This is a genomic window from Dactylosporangium darangshiense, assembly GCF_039537565.1.
Classification (GTDB): Bacteria; Actinomycetota; Actinomycetes; order Mycobacteriales; family Micromonosporaceae; genus Dactylosporangium; species Dactylosporangium darangshiense.
This window is the reverse complement of record NZ_BAABAT010000018.1, coordinates 21,185-36,641: the sequence shown is the minus strand read 5'-3', so window position 1 is coordinate 36,641 and position 15,457 is coordinate 21,185. Positions and strand designations below refer to the sequence as shown.

General features: G+C 71.7%; 12 protein-coding genes. 4 read left to right on the top strand and 8 right to left on the bottom strand.

Translation table 11 applies throughout. The features are described from left to right. Positions 1 to 14 precede the first annotated feature (14 nt). The 4 genes from ABD901_RS59160 to ABD901_RS29325 form a co-directional block, all read right to left on the bottom strand. On the bottom strand, positions 15 to 2,672 hold the full coding sequence (locus ABD901_RS59160) for a beta-1,3-glucanase family protein (RefSeq protein WP_425556726.1): 2,658 nt from the start codon (positions 2,670 to 2,672) through the stop codon (positions 15 to 17). A 27-nt stretch (positions 2,673 to 2,699) separates the two neighbouring features. Continuing rightward, positions 2,700 to 3,533, bottom strand: coding sequence for a carbohydrate-binding protein (locus tag ABD901_RS29335; protein ID WP_345131370.1), 834 nt, complete (start codon positions 3,531 to 3,533; stop codon positions 2,700 to 2,702). 865 nt (positions 3,534 to 4,398) lie between these two features. Then, the gene (locus tag ABD901_RS29330; RefSeq protein ID WP_345131368.1) at positions 4,399 to 5,280 is read right to left on the bottom strand and encodes a fructosamine kinase family protein; all 882 of its coding nucleotides are present in this window, start codon (positions 5,278 to 5,280) and stop codon (positions 4,399 to 4,401) included. 71 nt (positions 5,281 to 5,351) lie between these two features. Further along, entirely contained in the window at positions 5,352 to 6,791 is a 1,440-nt protein-coding gene (locus ABD901_RS29325; protein WP_345131367.1) for an FAD-dependent monooxygenase, read from the bottom strand. 181 nt (positions 6,792 to 6,972) lie between these two features. Here ABD901_RS29325 and ABD901_RS29320 point away from each other — a divergent pair, with 181 nt between their 5' ends. The 3 genes from ABD901_RS29320 to ABD901_RS29310 are packed head-to-tail and all read left to right on the top strand — an operon-like array spanning position 6,973 to position 9,556. Beyond that, entirely contained in the window at positions 6,973 to 8,205 is a 1,233-nt protein-coding gene (locus ABD901_RS29320) for a cytochrome P450 (RefSeq protein ID WP_345131365.1), read from the top strand. A 14-nt stretch (positions 8,206 to 8,219) separates the two neighbouring features. Next, positions 8,220 to 9,359 carry a TIGR03620 family F420-dependent LLM class oxidoreductase gene (locus tag ABD901_RS29315; RefSeq protein WP_345131363.1) on the top strand — a complete coding sequence of 380 codons (1,140 nt, stop codon included), beginning with the start codon at positions 8,220 to 8,222 and terminating at the stop codon, positions 9,357 to 9,359. After that, positions 9,356 to 9,556, top strand: coding sequence for a ferredoxin (locus ABD901_RS29310; protein WP_345131362.1), 201 nt, complete (start codon positions 9,356 to 9,358; stop codon positions 9,554 to 9,556). Before ABD901_RS29315 ends, ABD901_RS29310 begins: the two co-directional genes overlap by 4 nt. A gap of 54 nt (positions 9,557 to 9,610) precedes the next feature. On the opposite strand, the gene ABD901_RS29305 is transcribed toward ABD901_RS29310, so the two are convergent. The 4 genes from ABD901_RS29305 to ABD901_RS29290 all read right to left on the bottom strand — a co-directional run bounded on the left by ABD901_RS29305 (position 9,611) and on the right by ABD901_RS29290 (position 14,080). Continuing rightward, entirely contained in the window at positions 9,611 to 10,444 is an 834-nt protein-coding gene (locus tag ABD901_RS29305; RefSeq protein WP_345131606.1) for a metallophosphoesterase family protein, read from the bottom strand. Further along, positions 10,441 to 11,850, bottom strand: a complete 1,410-nt coding sequence (locus ABD901_RS29300) for an acyl-CoA carboxylase subunit beta (RefSeq protein WP_345131360.1) — start codon at positions 11,848 to 11,850, stop codon at positions 10,441 to 10,443. The genes ABD901_RS29305 and ABD901_RS29300 overlap by 4 nt, the downstream gene beginning before the upstream one ends. A gap of 122 nt (positions 11,851 to 11,972) precedes the next feature. Next, positions 11,973 to 13,208 carry an NAD(P)/FAD-dependent oxidoreductase gene (locus ABD901_RS29295; protein ID WP_345131357.1) on the bottom strand — a complete coding sequence of 412 codons (1,236 nt, stop codon included), beginning with the start codon at positions 13,206 to 13,208 and terminating at the stop codon, positions 11,973 to 11,975. After that, positions 13,205 to 14,080: an alpha/beta fold hydrolase gene (locus ABD901_RS29290; RefSeq protein ID WP_345131355.1), complete on the bottom strand. Its 876-nt coding sequence runs from the start codon at positions 14,078 to 14,080 to the stop codon at positions 13,205 to 13,207. The genes ABD901_RS29295 and ABD901_RS29290 overlap by 4 nt, the downstream gene beginning before the upstream one ends. A gap of 118 nt (positions 14,081 to 14,198) precedes the next feature. Here ABD901_RS29290 and ABD901_RS29285 point away from each other — a divergent pair, with 118 nt between their 5' ends. Further along, entirely contained in the window at positions 14,199 to 15,422 is a 1,224-nt protein-coding gene (locus ABD901_RS29285; protein ID WP_345131353.1) for a cytochrome P450, read from the top strand. Positions 15,423 to 15,457 lie beyond the last annotated feature (35 nt).

The window sequence follows — 15,457 nt, the reverse complement described above, 5'->3', positions numbered from 1 at the left end:
CCGCGGGTTTAGCGCTACCAGCCGATGCCGAGGGTCAGCGACGTCGGCGGGTTCGGGTTGCCGAGGATCTGCACGGAGCTCTGGTCGTTCACGTCGTCGTAGGCGAACGCGTACGCCCGGTGGTCGATCCCGATCGTGTGGAAGTAGGCGGAGTAGTCGTCCTTCGGGCTGGTGAGGTAGTACTTCGTCGGGTCGTACCAGTAGGCGGTGTTCAGCGCGACGCCCCGGTGGAACGCGGCGCAGAAGTCCCGGCCCACCTCCCGGATCGTGTCGGTACCGCCCTGATCGTTGCCGAGCGCCAGCGCGCCGGAGCACTCGAACACCTCGGTGGTGGTCGGCTTGCGCACGCTGAACGGGATGCCGCCCTGCTTCGTCCCGGTCAGCACCCCGTTCACCACGCGGCCGGTGAAGGTGACCCCGTCGTGCACCTCGGTCCACTGGTTCGCGGTGTAGTAGTTCCAGACCTGGTCGATGTACGACTGCAGGTAGCCGGCCTGGGCTCCGCCGGGCTTGAACTGCGACGCCGACCGGGGCGCCACGATCCGGTACTGGCCCGCCAGCCCCGCGAACGCGGCACCGACGGCCGCCTGGTATCCGGCCATGACCTGGTCCCGGGTCTGGCTGATGCCGAGCGTCCGGTCGTAGCCGCTCGACGTCTGCACCAGGCGTGACGTGATCGGGAGTCCGAACTGGTCGACGGCGGTGGTGTTGCCGCCGTAGGAGACCTGGTTGTAGACGTAGGTGTACTCGTACCAGTCGTAGTAGACGTCCTTGTTCGGGTCGTTCGGATTGTTCAGGTCCGGCCCGCCCCAGCCCATGTTGTCCACGGACACCGGGATGTAGACGGGCGAGCCGACGGAGATGTAGATCCGGCCGCCGCGCACGTACGTCGGGCTGAACGTGGTGGGCGCCTGGGCGACCGTGAAGGACATGTTCGGGTAGTTCACGCCGTTCTTGCTCAGGTGCCCGGGCGCGTCGGCCATGGTGTGGTCGAGATGCGCGCCGGTGCCGTTCGGCTTGAGGTAGCTCCACTGTCCACCGGCGTCGACGTACAGCATGGTGATGTAGATCTGGCTGTTGGACCAGGTGCCCCGGGTGTTGTTCTGGAACGTGATCGGGAAGGTCCCCGGCCCGCCGCAGCCGCCCGTGCAGACGGGGGTGATGGTGTACGCCCCGGTGGCCACGGCGGAGTCGGTCAGGCCCGACTTGACCGCGATCGCCTTGAGCGTGGTGTCGGCGGTCAACGTGATCGGGCCGGTGTACTGCGCCGAGGCGGCCGTCGGGGTGCTGCCGTCGGTGGTGTACCGGATGGTCGCGCCCGCCGTCGAGGTGCTGATCGCGACCGACTGGGCGCTGGTGTAGGCGCCGGCGGGCGGGGTGAACGTGGGTGTCGCGACCGTGGTCGGTGGCGGTGGCGGCGGGGTGCCGTGGGTGTACGTGTAGTGCGGGGTGTCGTAGAGCGGCCCGTTCTTCTCGTACGTGAACCAGTACTCCAGGACCGTGCCGCTGCTCAGGTTGCTGACGGTCTGCTCCCAGGTGCCCGCATTGCTGGCCATCCGGAAGTTCTGCTGGTTCACCCCGTTGACCAGGTAGTGCACGTCCACCAGCGAGGACGGCACGGTCGGGTGGAACGAGATCTTCGCCTGGGTCGCGTTCAGCGTGGCGACGTTCTGGGTGTAGTCGGCGCTCGGTGGCGGCGGTGGCGTGCCGCCGGTCGGCGTCGGGGTCGCTGCGCCGGCCGACTGCCAGGCCGCCACGTAGTCGACGACCATCGGCTTGCCCGGCACGGTGGCCGCGGTCGGGCCGCCGCCGTAGGCGGCCGGGAAGTCTCCGCCCATGGCCACGTTCAGGATGATGAAGAATCCGTGGTTGGTCGCGTTGGCCCAGGTCGCCGCGTCCATGTTGGTAGCGCTGACCTGGTGGAACTGCACCCCGTCGAGGTAGAAACGGATGGTCTCGGGTTGGATGCTGCGGTCCCATTCCAGGCCGTACGTGTGGAAGCCGGCCTGGCAAGTGCTACCGGCACAGGCTTTCTGGCCGCCGATGCCGGTGAACTCGTTGCACGGGCCGCCCGGTGCGACGCCGCAGTGCATGGTCGCCCACTCGTTGTTCATGCCCTGGACGTTCTCCATGATGTCCAGCTCGCCGATGCCCGGCCAGTTCCAGTAGTTGCCCCGGAAGGGCGCGCCGAGCATCCAGAACGCCGGCCAGTAGCCGGCCGCGCCGGCACCGGTGATGTTCGGCATCTGGATCCGCGCCTCGACCTTGAGCTTGCCGCCGGCCGGTGGCTGGAAGTCGGCGCGCCGGGTCTCGATCCGGCCCGAGGTCCAGTTGCCCGCGCCGTCCCGCTGCGGTGTGATGGCGAGGTTGCCGGCGCCGTCGAGCGCGACGTTCGCGGTGCTCGCGGTCATCGTCTCGATCTCGTGGGTACCGAAGTTCGCCGGTCCGCCCGGGTAGCTGGTGCCGGTGGTGTACTGCCAGTTGGTTGCGTTGACGCCCGAGCCCGCCGCGCCGTTGAAGTCGTCACTGAAGATCAGGTTCCAGCCCGCGGGCGCCGGGACCGCCGCATCCGCGGTGACCCGGGTGATGGCCCACGACACGAGCAGACCCAGGACGGCCAGGCCGGTGGCGAGCAGCCGGAGCCTCGCTCGGGACCGCAGTCTTGTCCTCATTGTTCCCTCCACGCTTGAGAGTGCTCGTTAGAACTGCAGCCAGAGCGCCGGAGTGTTCGGCGGCTCCCAGGTCACGATCGACGTGTGTGCCTGCCGGCACTCGTAGGCCAGGCCGGCGTAGGAGACCCGGTCACTCACGTGGTAGGCGGTGTTGGGTGCCCAGGCCGGGTACTGCCCGGGCGGCGGGGTGCTGGCCCCCGGCGGGCTTGAGGTGCCGGCCGGCGGCGAGGGACTGGTACCGCAGGCGCCATACACCTGAAACTCCCACAGCGAGTACCCGTATACGGTGCCTCGCGCAGTGCCGTTCTCGTTGCCGGAGGAGGTGGTCGGCCTGCCTTGCGAGATCAGCGGGCCGCAGGTCGACGGCCCGGGGGTCGGCGATGTCCCGGTACCGTCGCCCGGTCCCAGCGCCGGGGGCGGAGCGTTGGCCGGACCGGTGTAGGCCGCGACGTAGTCGACGTCCATGTGCCCGCCGCCGCCCGTACCGCTGCCGAGACAACCGAGGGTGTTGCACGGCATCTCGCCGCCCATGGCGAGGTTCAGGAGGATGAAGAAACCGTGGTTGGTGGCGGCGTCCCACGCGGCCGGGTCGATGTTGCCCCCGCGCTGTGTGCGCCACACCTGGCGGCCGTCGACGTACCAGGTGGCCGAGTTGTCGGCCCGGGACCAGTCCAGGGTGTAGCGGTGCATGCCCTTGGTGCACGCCGTCGGCGTGCAGCCGGACGGGCCGCCGTTGCCGACGCCGGACTTCTCGCTGCACACGCCGCCCGGGGAGGTGCCGCAGTGCATGGTCTGCCAGGTCCGGTTGGCCCCGTTGACCGACTCCATGATGTCGAACTGCCGACACTGGGCCAGTTCCACCAGTTCCCCCGGTACGGGCCGCCCAGCATCCAGAAGGCCGGCCAGTACCCGGCGGAGTTTCCGTTGGGCGCCTCGGGCAGTTGCAGCCGGGCCTCGACCCGCAGCTTGCCGCCGGCGGGCGGCTGGAAGTCGGCCCGGTTGGTCTCGATCCGCGCCGCCGTCCACGGACCCAACCCGCCACCGGAGGCGGTGATGCGCAGGTTCCCGTTGGCCACCGACACCGCACTGGCCGAGGAGGTCTCGACCTCGCCGGTGCCGAAGTTCGCCGGACCACCCGGGTACGACGTACCCGCGTCGACCTGCCAGTTGCCGGTGTTGAGGCTGTTACCGGTGAAGTCGTCCAGGAAGTTCTGGGTCCAGCCGGCGGGGGTGGGCGGCGCGGCCGCCTCCGCGTGGAACGCCGTGGCGACCGGGACGGCCACCATCGCCGTCGCGATCGAGGTCGCGGCGAGGATTCTGATCCTGGTTCGGTGCGGTGTCTCGGGTCTGGCGGTACCCGAATCTGGTTGTGCTGTCATCGCTTCCCTCCGAAGGGTGCGGATGTCAACGGGGCGTCGGTTCGCCGTTTCCGGCGGGGCAAGCTACCGGCGAACCTGTCAGCGATGCCTGAGAGCGCTCTCAGACGTCGAGAATTGTTAATACAGTTACGAACTGTCGCTGTCAACACCAGGGTTCGCTGCAATGCACGTTTCACCAGGTAGTGCCCATAGATGCCGGCTTGTAGACGATCTTCGTCGGGCTCCGGACTGATCTTCGACTAGGGCCAGAGAGCGCTCTCTGGTGCTGATCTTCGCCGGACCACGGGAGACGCGGAGGGCACGCGTTGAGGCCGCGGAGGGCAGCCGCGGTCAACTGAGGCGTCGGGTCAGGTTCGCGTCCGGAACGGGGCGAGGGTCGCGCGGATCTGGTCGCCCGCGCCCCAGTCGTCGTCGAACTGGGCCAGCACGGCGAGGTGCTGTCGCAGCTGGACGATCGGCATGCGGGCCTGCCAGTCGCCATCGAGGGCGGTCAGCTCCGCATAGACCGCGAAGAACCGTTGGGCCTCGGGCGGGGGCGAGGTGGACCACACGTGGGCGAGGTCGACCTCGGCCCACGTGTAGGACACGGCCGGGTCGATCAGCGCGGGCCGCCCGTCCGGGGTGGCCATGACGTTCTGGGCCCAGAGGTCGCCGTGCGTCAGGCAGGCCGGCCGGTCCGGCAGCAGGTCGGGCAACCGATGGCACAGCCGCTCCAGCGCCGCCCGGTCTGCGGCGTCGAGTGCCGCCTCGACGCGGGGCTCCCCGAGCCACCGCAGCAGCCGGTGCTGCGCGAAGAACGCGAAGCCGTCGTCGCCCCAGGTGTTGATCTGCCGGCGGCGGCCCAGCCAGTTGTCGCGGTGCCATCCGAAGCGGGGATGGGTCGTGCTCATGTGCAGGCGGGCGAGCGCGTGCGCGAACTGCTCCCAGAAGGTCTCGCTGCTCGGCCGCGGCCGCAGCATCGACAACACCAGCAGCTCCCGGTCCGCCAGGATCACCTCGGGCGTCGCGGCGCCGCCGAGCTCGCGCAGCGCGGCCAGCCCTTCGGCCTCGGCGGCGAAGACGTCGTCGGCGGGCGGGTCGTCGAAGGCCTTGACGAACACCGGCGGCGCGCCCCGGCGGGTGGCGATGCCCGCGAGCGCCGCGAGCCCACCGGCGGCCGGCTCCACCGCGACAACTTCGCGCATCCCGGCCCGGAGCAGGCACTCCAGCAGAAACGTCGTCGAGACCATGGCGACTTGCTGCCCCTCTCGGCCGGCTGCTCGTTCGCCAGATCTTATGTGAACGACCGATCAGCGTGCGGCTACTGGGTGCCGAACCACGTGGTCAGCGCCGCGCGGAGGCCCTCGTCGTCGGTGCCGTCGGGGTCGGCGAACGCGACGTAGCCGTCGGGGCGCACGAGCAGCCGCGCGGCCGCGTAGTCGGGGACCGGCTCGGCATGAACCGTCTCGACGCGGTCCGACCACGCTGCCGGCAAGCCGCGGTCGCCGGTGAAGTCGAGCAGCACGCCGCGGCCCTCGCGCAGGGTGGAGAAGACCGTCGTGCCGCCGGTCAGGTCCGCGTCGGGGATGCGGCGCCCGACCAGGGGGTGGTTCGCGGCGGACGGCATCTCGTAGTGGATGTCGACGCCCGTGGCCAGGCCCAGCATCTGGCGGCTCACGTCCTCCAGCTGCAGCAGGCCGCCGAGCAGCTCGCGCAGCGGTCCCACGCGGTCCAGGGGGTGGTACAGGGCGACCTGGGCCTGCGAGAACATGCAGACGCGGCGGCCGACCGGGTGGCGCTCGGTGTGGTAGGAGTCCAGCAGGCCCGGCGGGGCCCAGCCGTTGATCTCCGCGGCGAGCTTCCAGCCCAGGTTCACGGCGTCCTGAATGCCGGTGTTCAGGCCCTGCGCGGCCGAGGCGAAGTGGATGTGGGCGGCGTCGCCCGCCAGCAGGACGCCGCCCTGGCGGTACTGCGCGGCCAGGCGCGTGGCGTTGCCGAAGCGGCTGATCCACGGCACCTGGTCGATCTTCATGTCGATGCCCGAGATGGCGTGGATGCGCTCCTTGAACTCCTCGACCGTGACGGGCACGTCGCGCGGCGGCAGCGGGGTTTCGAAGTCGATGGACGTCGCGCGGTACATCCCGGGCTCCAGCTGCGCGATCGACACGATCCCGGTGGGGTAGATGTCGGCGAACACGCCCTTCGGGAACTGCTCCTCCGTCAGTGTCACCCAGGCCGTGATGCCGCTGACGGTCGAGTCGGTGCCGGGGAAGTCGATGCCGGCGAGCTTGCGCACGGCGCTGCGGCCGCCGTCGCAGCCGACCAGGTAGGCGGCCTGCAGCTCGTAGGTCTCCTCGGCGGTGCGCACCTGTACGCGTACACCCGAATCATCCTGCTCCAGAGCAACCACTTCGTGGCCGCGGCGCAGGTCGGTGCCGAGCTTGACGGCGCGCTCCTCCAGCAGCTCCTCGAACTTGTGCTGCGGCGCGTAGAACGGCACGAAGTCGCGGTCGTTCTTCAGGCGGCGCAGGTTCAGGAAGCCGAAGTTGTAGTTGACCCAGCGGGGCGAGTCGCCGAACCAGTCCAGGCCACGCTGGCGCAGCACCTCGACCGAGCGGTTCTGCACGAACAGCGACCGCGCCCAGCCGACCCGCTCGATCAGCCGCTCCAGCACGACCACCGGCACGCCGGCCAGCCGGAGCTCGCCGGCGAGCATCAGTCCCACCGGTCCCGCGCCGGCGATCACGACAGTTCGGTTCATGGCCACGCACCTCCGCGTCGACGACGAGATCCAGCGAAGGATCGCCCGCCGGACTTTGGCCGTCCTTGAGGGCAGCTAAAGCCGGAGCGCGGCTTAAGAGGCAACTTAGGCGGCTGCACGAGCCTGACCGTGCGAGCTTCAACGTAAGTCCGCTTCACCGAAAAACACAGAAGGGGCGACAATGACCGACGCGGTAGACACCGGCAGGTGCCCGTTCACCGCCCCCGAGACCCTCGAGGAGCGCATCCGGCAGTTCAGCGTGTACCAGCCCTGGCTGCAGGAGGACCCGGTCACCCACTTCAAGGAGATCCGGGACCACGCACCGATCGTGCGCTCCGAAGAGCTCGGGGGCTTCTGGGTCCTGACCCGCTACGCCGACATCGAGTGGGCGGCCCGCAACCCGGAGATCTTCTCCAACACGATGCTGTCCATCCCGCCGCACGACGTCTTCCCGGACAAGGCGATCCCGATCCAGCTCGACGGCGAGACGCACCGCAAGTGGCGGCGCGCGATGTCGGAGCTGTTCAACCCGGCGATGGTGAACCACTTCGCGCCGCAGATCCGCCAGGCGACGATCGACACGATCGAGCCGCTGCTGGCCAAGGGGCAGTGCGAGTTCATCTCCGAGGTCGCGGTGCGGCTGCCGGCCGAGGCGTTCCTCATCACCTTCGGCATGGGCCGGGAGAACCTCGACCAGATCCTGGACTACAAGGAGTGGCTGCGGCAGGAGATGCCGAAGGCCAACAACCAGGAGGAGGTCGTCGCCGCAGCGCAGCCGCTGTGGCAGTTCTTCCGCGACGCGATCGACCGGCGCCGGGCCGAGAGCACCGAGGGCGCCCGCGACGTGCTCAGCGGGCTGCTGCGGGTGCGCTTCGACGGGCGCGAGCCGACCCAGGACGAGCTGGTCAACATCGCGTTCATGAACATGCTGGCCGCGTTCGACACCACCACCGCGGCGGTCGCCGTCATCTTCAACTACCTGGCCGCCAACCCGGAGGTCCAGGACCTCGTCCGGGAGCAGCCGGAGATGATCCCGACCGTCATCGAGGAGCTGCTGCGCTGGGACCCGGTATCGGCGACCGCGCGCCAGGTCGCCCAGGACGTCGAGCGCCACGGCGTGACGATGAAGAAGGGCGACATGGTTCTGATGCCGTGGGCCATGGCCGGGCGCGACCCGGAGGTGTTCGACAACCCGGACGAGGTCGACTTCGACCGCCCGAGCATCCGGCACCTCGTCTTCGCCGTGGGCCCGCACCGCTGCCTCGGCATGCACCTCGCCCGGCGGGTCATCCGCACCGCGATCGAGGAGTGGCACAACCGGGTCCCGCGGTACCACGTGACGCAGGGTTCCAAGCCCGTCCGCTACTACACCACCGTCCGGGGGCTGTCCCGGCTCGAGCTCAGCTTCGGCTGATCGGAGGAGCACCCGTGGATCGCACCCCCGGCGTGACCGCACGCGTGGACGCGGGACGGTGTCAGGGGCGGGGCATGTGCCACGCCGTCGCCCCGGACGTGTACGCGCTCGACCCGCGGACCGGCCGCAACGAGATGGGCGAGTTCGCGCTGCCGTTCGCCCGGCGGGCCGCGGCCACGCGGGGCGCCGCCGCCTGCCCCGAGGGCGCCATCGCCGTGCACGCCGACACGCCGCCGCCCGAGACGATGCGGCTCGGTCCGGTCGGGCTGTGGACGTTCGCGCTCGAGGAGCTGCCGGTCGCGGCGCTGCGCGACGCCGCCGTGGAGATCGAGGAGCTCGGCTACGGCGCGGTCTGGTTCGGCGAGGCGTTCGGCCGGGAGGCGTTCAGCCAGGCCGCGCTGCTGCTGTCGATGACCGGCCGGCTCGTCGTGGCCACCGGCATCGCCTGCATCTTCGGCCGCGACCCGGTCACCATGGCCCAGGGGCAGCGCACCCTCGCCGGCGCGTTCCCCGGCCGGTTCCTGCTCGGCATGGGCCTGAGCTCGCCGATGGGCGTGGAGCGGGTGCGCGGCGGGCAGTTCGGCCGCCCGGTCGCCACCATGGGCAAGTACCTCGACGCGATGAGCGAGGCGCCGCTCGGCCCCGCGCTGCCGGTCACCCCGCGCCGGGTCATCGCCGCGCTCGGCCCGCGGATGCTGCGCCTCGCCGCCGACAAGGCCTGGGGCTCGCTGAGCTACCTCGTGCCCACCACCCACACCGCGCAGGCCCGCGACACCATGGGCCCGGAGGCGTTCCTCGGCGTCGAGCAGGCGGTGGTGCTCGACGCCGACCGCGCCCGGGCCCGCGAGGTCGCCCGCACGCACGTCGCGGCGTACCTGCGGGTCGAGCACTACGTGCGCAACCTCGTCGCGCTGGGCTTCGCCGAGGCCGAGCTCGCCGACGGCGGCTCCGACAAGGTCGTCGACGCCCTCGTCGCGTACGGCGACCAGGACGACATCGCCGCCCGCGTGCGCGAGCAGCGCGACGCCGGCGCCGACCACGTCTGCCTGCAGGTGCTCACCGCCGACCCGGGCCGGCTGCCGGCCCGCGAGTGGCGGGAGATCGCCGAGGCGGTCTGCGAGCGGCCGCCGGCCGTGAAGGAGGAGACCCGATGAAGGTGGCAGTGGACGCGGACCGGTGCATGGGGCACGGCATGTGCCAGGCGCTGGCGCCGCAGGTGTACCGCATCAACGACGACACCGGCTTCAACGAGATGGGCGACGTCGAGATCCCCGACGGGCTCGCCGACGCCGCCCGCCGCGGCCAGGAGGCCTGCCCGGAGCGGGCGATCGCCCTGGACGGCATGGCCTGAACGCTCGGCAACAGATAGGCCCGTCGTCCACATCGGACGGCGGGCCTCGTCGTGTCAGGCGGGCAGGATCACGCGCGGGCGGGGTGCGCCGCCGCGCGGGCGCCACTGGGACGGGTACCCGAGCGACACCTCCTCGAAGCGGACGCCGTCGATGCGGGCGCTGCGCGGGATGTGCAGGTGGCCGTGGACGACCGCTGCCGTGCGGTGGCGCACGTGCCAGTCGGCGGTGCGCGTCGTGCCGCACCAGGGCGCGAACTCAGGGTTGGCGAGCCACAGCGTGGGCTCGCGGTGCAGCGGATAGTGGTTGACGAAGACCACCGGGCACGAGGGGTCCAGCGTGTCGAGGCGGCGCCGGGTGTACTCCATGCGAGCCGCGCACCACGCCGACCGGCTCGGGTAGGGGTCGGGGTGCAGCAGGAGCTCGTCGGTGCAGGAGACCCCGGCCCGCCGGGCGAGCTCCAGGGCCTCCTCGGCGGTGTGCGCGCCGTCGGGCAGGAACGAGTAGTCGTACCCCAGGAACAGCGGCACCACCGTCGCCGGCCCGCCCGGCCCGGTCCACAGTGGATACTCGTCCTCCGGCGTGTGCACGCCGAGGGAGCGGCACAGGGCCACGAGGTGGCGGTACCGCCGCTCGCCGCGCAGCCGCACCGGATCGTCGCGCGGCGTCCACAGCTCGTGGTTGCCCGGCACCCACACCACCTCGGCGAACCGCGGCCGCAGGGTCTGCAGCGCCCAGCGCACGTCGGCGAACCGCTCCGCGACGTCGCCGGCCACCAGCAGCCAGTCCTCCGGGCTTGCCGGGCGCATCCGGCGTACCACTTCCCGGTTCTCCGCGAACGCCACGTGCAGGTCGCTGACGGCCAGCAGCGCCGGCCCGGTCCCGTTCAGAGCGGGATGTTGCCGTGGTGGCCGCGCCCGCTCGGCGCGCTCGCGAGCGCCTCGGCGATGCGGCGGCGGCTCGTGGCCGGCGCGATGACCTCGTCCACGACGCCGAGGTCGAGCGAGCGGCTCACGCCGCCGGCGATGCGCTCGTGCTCGGCGACCAGCCGCCCCAGCAGCGCCGGCCGGTCCTCCTCGGGCGCGGCGGCGAGCCGCTTGCGGTGCAGGATGCCGACGGCGGCCTCGGCGCCCATCACCGCCACCTCGGCGCCGGGCCAGGCGAAGACGCGGGTGGCGCCGAGCGCGCGGGAGTTCATCGCGATGTACGCGCCGCCGTAGGACTTGCGGGTCACGAGCGTCACCCGGGGTACCACCGACTCGCCGAACGCGTAGAGCAGCTTGGCGCCGCGGCGGACCACGCCGTCCCACTCCTGCCCGACGCCGGGCAGGTAGCCGGGCACGTCGACGACGACGAGCAGCGGCACGCCGAACGAGTCGCAGAAGCGCACGAACCGGGCCGCCTTCTCCGCGCTCAGCGAGTCCAGGCAGCCACCGCGGCGCAGCGGGTTGTTGGCCACGACGCCGATCGAGCGCCCGGCGAGGCGCCCGAGCCCGACCACCATGTTCGGCGCCCAGCGCGCCTGGAACTCCTCGAAGTCGTCGTCGACCAGGTTGAGGATGACAGGATGCACGTCGTACGCGCGGCGCGGCGACTCCGGCAGCAGTGTGTCGAACGCCGGGTCGTCGGGCAGGTCCGCGCAGTCGAACCGGCCCGGCCGGGCGAGGTGCCCGACGATGCGCCGCGCCCGCGCGTAGGCGTCGGGCTCCGAGGCGGCCAGCACGTGCACGACGCCGGAGCGCCGCCCGTGCGCGTCGGCCCCGCCGAGCTGTTCCATGTCGATCTGCTCGCCGGTGACCGAGCGCACCACCTCGGGCCCGGTGACGAACAGCCGCCCGGCCGGCGCCATGACCACGACGTCGGTCAGCGCCGGCCCGTACGCGGCCGCGCCGGCCGCCGGCCCGAGCACGACGGACACCTGCGGCACCCGCCCCGACGCCCGGATCATCGCCGCGAACACCCGCCCGACGCCGTCCATCGACTCGACGCCCTCGGCGAGCTTGGCCCCGCCGGAGTGCCACAGCCCGACGACCGGGCAGCGCTCCCGCACCGCGAGGTCGATCGCCTCGACGATGTGCCGGCTGCCTTCGCCGCCGATGGAGCCGCCCATGCGGGTGGCGTCGGTGCAGTACGCGACGACGGCGACGCCGTCGATCGCGCCGCGCACCGCGCAGACCCCGCTGCCGTCGCCGGCGCGCATCGGCACCGGCGTGCCGGGGTCGAGCAGCTGCTCGAGCCGCACGAACGGGTCCCGGTGATCCGTCTCGGCCGCCCGCTGCGGGCTCAGCACCGTCATGGGAATCCGCCTCTTGGTAGTGTATGTGTCGATGGTTCGATCACGGGTTGTGATCGGACCGGTGATCGACTTGGTGGGGTTGTGTAAGGTGAGATCAAGCGGCGCGCCACCGCCTGAAGCCGTCAGGTCCAGTGCGCTACGACGTCGGCGAGGGACCGGTCGCCGCCGAGGAACTGCCGTGACCCGATGACCGCGCGCACCTTGCCCGCACCGGCCGCGGCCACGAACCGCCCACGCGCGCCGAACAGCGCGAGAAAGCGCCCGGTGTCGGCCTCGGGGGCGGCCAGCACGACCTCGTCGGCGGCGGCAGGATCGCCGACGACCTGAAGCTTGAGGTCGAACTGGTCGCTCCAGAAGTAGGCCAGCTCCGGCGTCGGCAGCTCGGTGCGTTCGTGGGACGCGGCCGCGCAAATGTTCGCGGCGACCGCTCGAGCGCTGTCGCCGGCGTGGGTCCAGTGCTCGACGCGGAACGAGCGCCCGTCGCGGTGCACCCGGGCCACGTCGCCGGCCGCCCACACGTCGGGCGCGTCGGGGCCGAGGACCGCGCCGAAGCGGTCGCACGCCACGCCGTCGGCGAGCGGCACGCCCGAGTCGCGCAGCCAGTCGGTCTGCGGCAGCGAGCCGGCGGCGACCACGACCAGGTCGGCGGGCAGCTCGGTGCCGTCGTCGAGGAGCACGCCGCGGACCCGGTCGCCGTCGTTGAGCGGGGCCGCCACGCCGAGGCCGAAGTGCGTCGCCACGCCGCGGCGCTCGTGCCAGGAGCGGATCACGTCGCACGCGGTCGCGGACGCCGCGCCGTTGAGGGCCTGCCACAGCGGGCCGGGCGCCGGCTCGACCAACGAGACGTCGTGGCCCGCCGTGCGCAGGGTGGCGGCCGTCTCGCAGCCCAGCACGCCGGCGCCGACCACCACCACACGGCGCGGGCCGTAGCCGAGCGCGCGGCGGATCGCGCGCGCGTCGTCGAGGGTGCGCAACGTGTGGACGCCGGCGCGGGCGGTCAGGGCGGGCAGCGGGCGCGGGGCCACGCCCGTCGCGATGACCAGGCGGTCGTAGGCGATCACGTCGCCGTCGGCCAGCTTCACGGTGCGCGCCGCCGTGTCCAGGCCCGCCGCCGCGCGGCCGCGGCACAGCTGCACGCCCAATCCGGACAAATCGGACGACGAGCGGAGCGTGGCCGTCTCCTCGGGCGCTGTGCCGGCCAGGATCGCCTTCGACAGCGGCGGGCGGTCGTACGGCAGGTGCCGCTCCGCGCCCAGCAGCGTCACCGGGCCGGCGTGGCCGGCGCCGCGCAACGCCTCCGCGCAGCGCAGGCCGGCCAGGCCCGCCCCGACGATCAGGACGTGCACGTGCGCGGTCATGACGGTCGGGCCGCCGCCCAGTGGCGGCGCAGGTGCGGCACGAACTCCGCCGCGCGCTCGTCCGGGAAGTACAGCTTGCCGCCCTCGATCTCGACCACCTCGGTGGCGCCGGGGATCGTGTCGCGCAGCCAGTACGCCCACGAGACCTCGAAGTGGAAGTCGGCGGTGCCCCACACGATCAGCGTCGGGACCGTCAGCCGCTCCAGGCCCGGCAGCGCCGCGAGGAGGTCCTTCGAGTCCAGCGCGCACAGCAGGCGCTCGAAGTGCCGGGCGTTGTCCAGGGTGCCGCAGATCGGCTCGAGGTACGTGCGCAGGGTCTCGTCGGTGAGCAGCTCCGGGTGCTCGTAGTTCAGGCCGATGGCCCGGTCGCCGGAGCGCGCCTCCTCGATCGTGCGCACCATCTCCACCGCCACGGCGGCGAGCTCGCCGCGGCGGGCCAGCTCCACGGTGCCGGTGAACGCCTCGTTGGGGATGTTGTCCTTCGCCTCGCAGTTGGTGAGCGTGAAGCTCGTCAGCCGCGAAGGGTGGTTGGCGGCGAAGATCTGCGAGACGGCGGCGCCGGTGTCGTTGGCGACGAGGTCGACGCCGGTGAGGTCGAGGGCGTCGAGGAAGTCCTCGACCGACTGGGCGAGGGCCGGCAGCGACAGGTCGTCGTCGGGGCCGACCGGGCTGTGGCCGTGCAGCGGCAGGTCCATCGCGATGCAGCGCCGTTCGGAGCGCAGCAGGCCGATGACGTTGCGCCACAGGTAGGCGTTGGTGCCCAGGCCGTGTACGAAGACGGCGACCGGGCCCTCGCCGACGTCGAGGTACCCCCGGACGCCCGAACGGGTCTGCACGGTCTTGCGGTGGCGGTTGAACTCACGCAGGTCCATGCCCCCGATCGTCGACCGCACCGCTAAAGCCGCCCTTGGCCGCTTTAGCGCCCGCCAAGCGCTCCGTAAGCCGGGCCGCCCAGGCTGGCCGGCAAGACGAGCGACGAGGAGTGCCACGATGACGAACGCGGAGTGCCCCTTCAGCGGGCCGGCGACCGTCGAGGAGCGAATCCGGCAGTGGAGCGTCTACCAGCCGTGGCTGCAGGACGACCCGGTCACGTACTTCACGGAGATCCGCGACCGCGCGCCGATCGTGCGCTCCGAGGAGGCCGGCGGGTTCTGGATCCTCACGCGGTACGAGGACATCGAGTGGGCGGCGCGCACCCCGGAGATCTTCTCCAGCGCCCAGGTCGCCATCCCGCACCGGCAGTTCTTCCCGGAGAAGCAGATCCCGGTGCAGCTGGACGGCGAGGAGCACCGCAAGTGGCGGGTGGCGCTGTCCGACCTGTTCAACCCCGGCGTCGTCAACCACTTCACGCCGCAGATCCGCCAGGCGGTGGTCGAGACCATCGAGCCGCTCGTCGGGCGCGACCGGGTCGAGTTCATGTCCGAGGTCGCGGTGAAGCTGCCCGCGGAGACGTTCATCATCACCTTCGGCATCGGGCGCGAGTACGTCCAGTCGATGCTCGACCACAAGAACTGGCTGCGCCGCGAGGGCATCCCGAACGCGCGCAACCAGGAGGAGCTGTTCGCCGCCAACCGGCCCCTGCAGGACTTCTTCAGCGAGGCGATCGACCGCCGCCGCGCCGAGGGCGTCGAGGGCCGCCGCGACGTGCTCAGCCAGCTCATCAAGACCAGCTTCGACGGGCGCAGCCTCACCCAGGACGAGATGATCAATACCGCGTTCGTGACGATGGTGGCGGCGCTGGACACCACGACCGCCGCGCTCGGGCTGATGTTCCACTACCTGGCGCAGCATCCGGAGGTACAGAAGGAGGTCGCCGGCGCGCCCGAGCGCACCGCCGTCGTCACCGAGGAACTGCTGCGCCACGAGCCGATCGTGACCACCGGCCGGGTGCTCACCCAGGACGTCGAGCGCCACGGCGTCACCATGCGCAAGGGCGAGCGGGTCATGCTGTCGTGGGGAATGGCCGGGCGCGACCCCGGCGTGTTCGACAACCCCGACGAGGTCGACTTCGACCGCACCTCGACCCGGCACCTCGCGTTCGCGGTCGGGCCGCACCGGTGCCTCGGCATGTACGTCGCGCGCCGCGTGCTCAACCTCGCCATCGAGGAGTGGCACGCCCGCATCCCCAGCTACCGGCTCACGCCCGGCACCCGCCCGACCCACCACTACAGCCCGTCGCGCGGACTGGCCAACCTGGAGCTCACCCTCGGCTGACACCGGCGTGGTTGGGCACCCGACGGGCCAGCACT

Coding starts and splice junctions, on each gene's coding strand:
- ABD901_RS29325 (WP_345131367.1), bottom strand. CDS start 6,791: ATGAACCGAACTGTCGTGATCGCCGGCGCGGGACCGGTGGGACTGATG.
- ABD901_RS29330 (WP_345131368.1), bottom strand. CDS start 5,280: ATGGTCTCGACGACGTTTCTGCTGGAGTGCCTGCTCCGGGCCGGGATG.
- ABD901_RS29310 (WP_345131362.1), top strand. CDS start 9,356: ATGAAGGTGGCAGTGGACGCGGACCGGTGCATGGGGCACGGCATGTGC.
- ABD901_RS29300 (WP_345131360.1), bottom strand. CDS start 11,850: ATGACGGTGCTGAGCCCGCAGCGGGCGGCCGAGACGGATCACCGGGAC.
- ABD901_RS29285 (WP_345131353.1), top strand. CDS start 14,199: ATGACGAACGCGGAGTGCCCCTTCAGCGGGCCGGCGACCGTCGAGGAG.
- ABD901_RS29320 (WP_345131365.1), top strand. CDS start 6,973: ATGACCGACGCGGTAGACACCGGCAGGTGCCCGTTCACCGCCCCCGAG.
- ABD901_RS29295 (WP_345131357.1), bottom strand. CDS start 13,208: ATGACCGCGCACGTGCACGTCCTGATCGTCGGGGCGGGCCTGGCCGGC.
- ABD901_RS59160 (WP_425556726.1), bottom strand. CDS start 2,672: ATGAGGACAAGACTGCGGTCCCGAGCGAGGCTCCGGCTGCTCGCCACC.
- ABD901_RS29290 (WP_345131355.1), bottom strand. CDS start 14,080: ATGGACCTGCGTGAGTTCAACCGCCACCGCAAGACCGTGCAGACCCGT.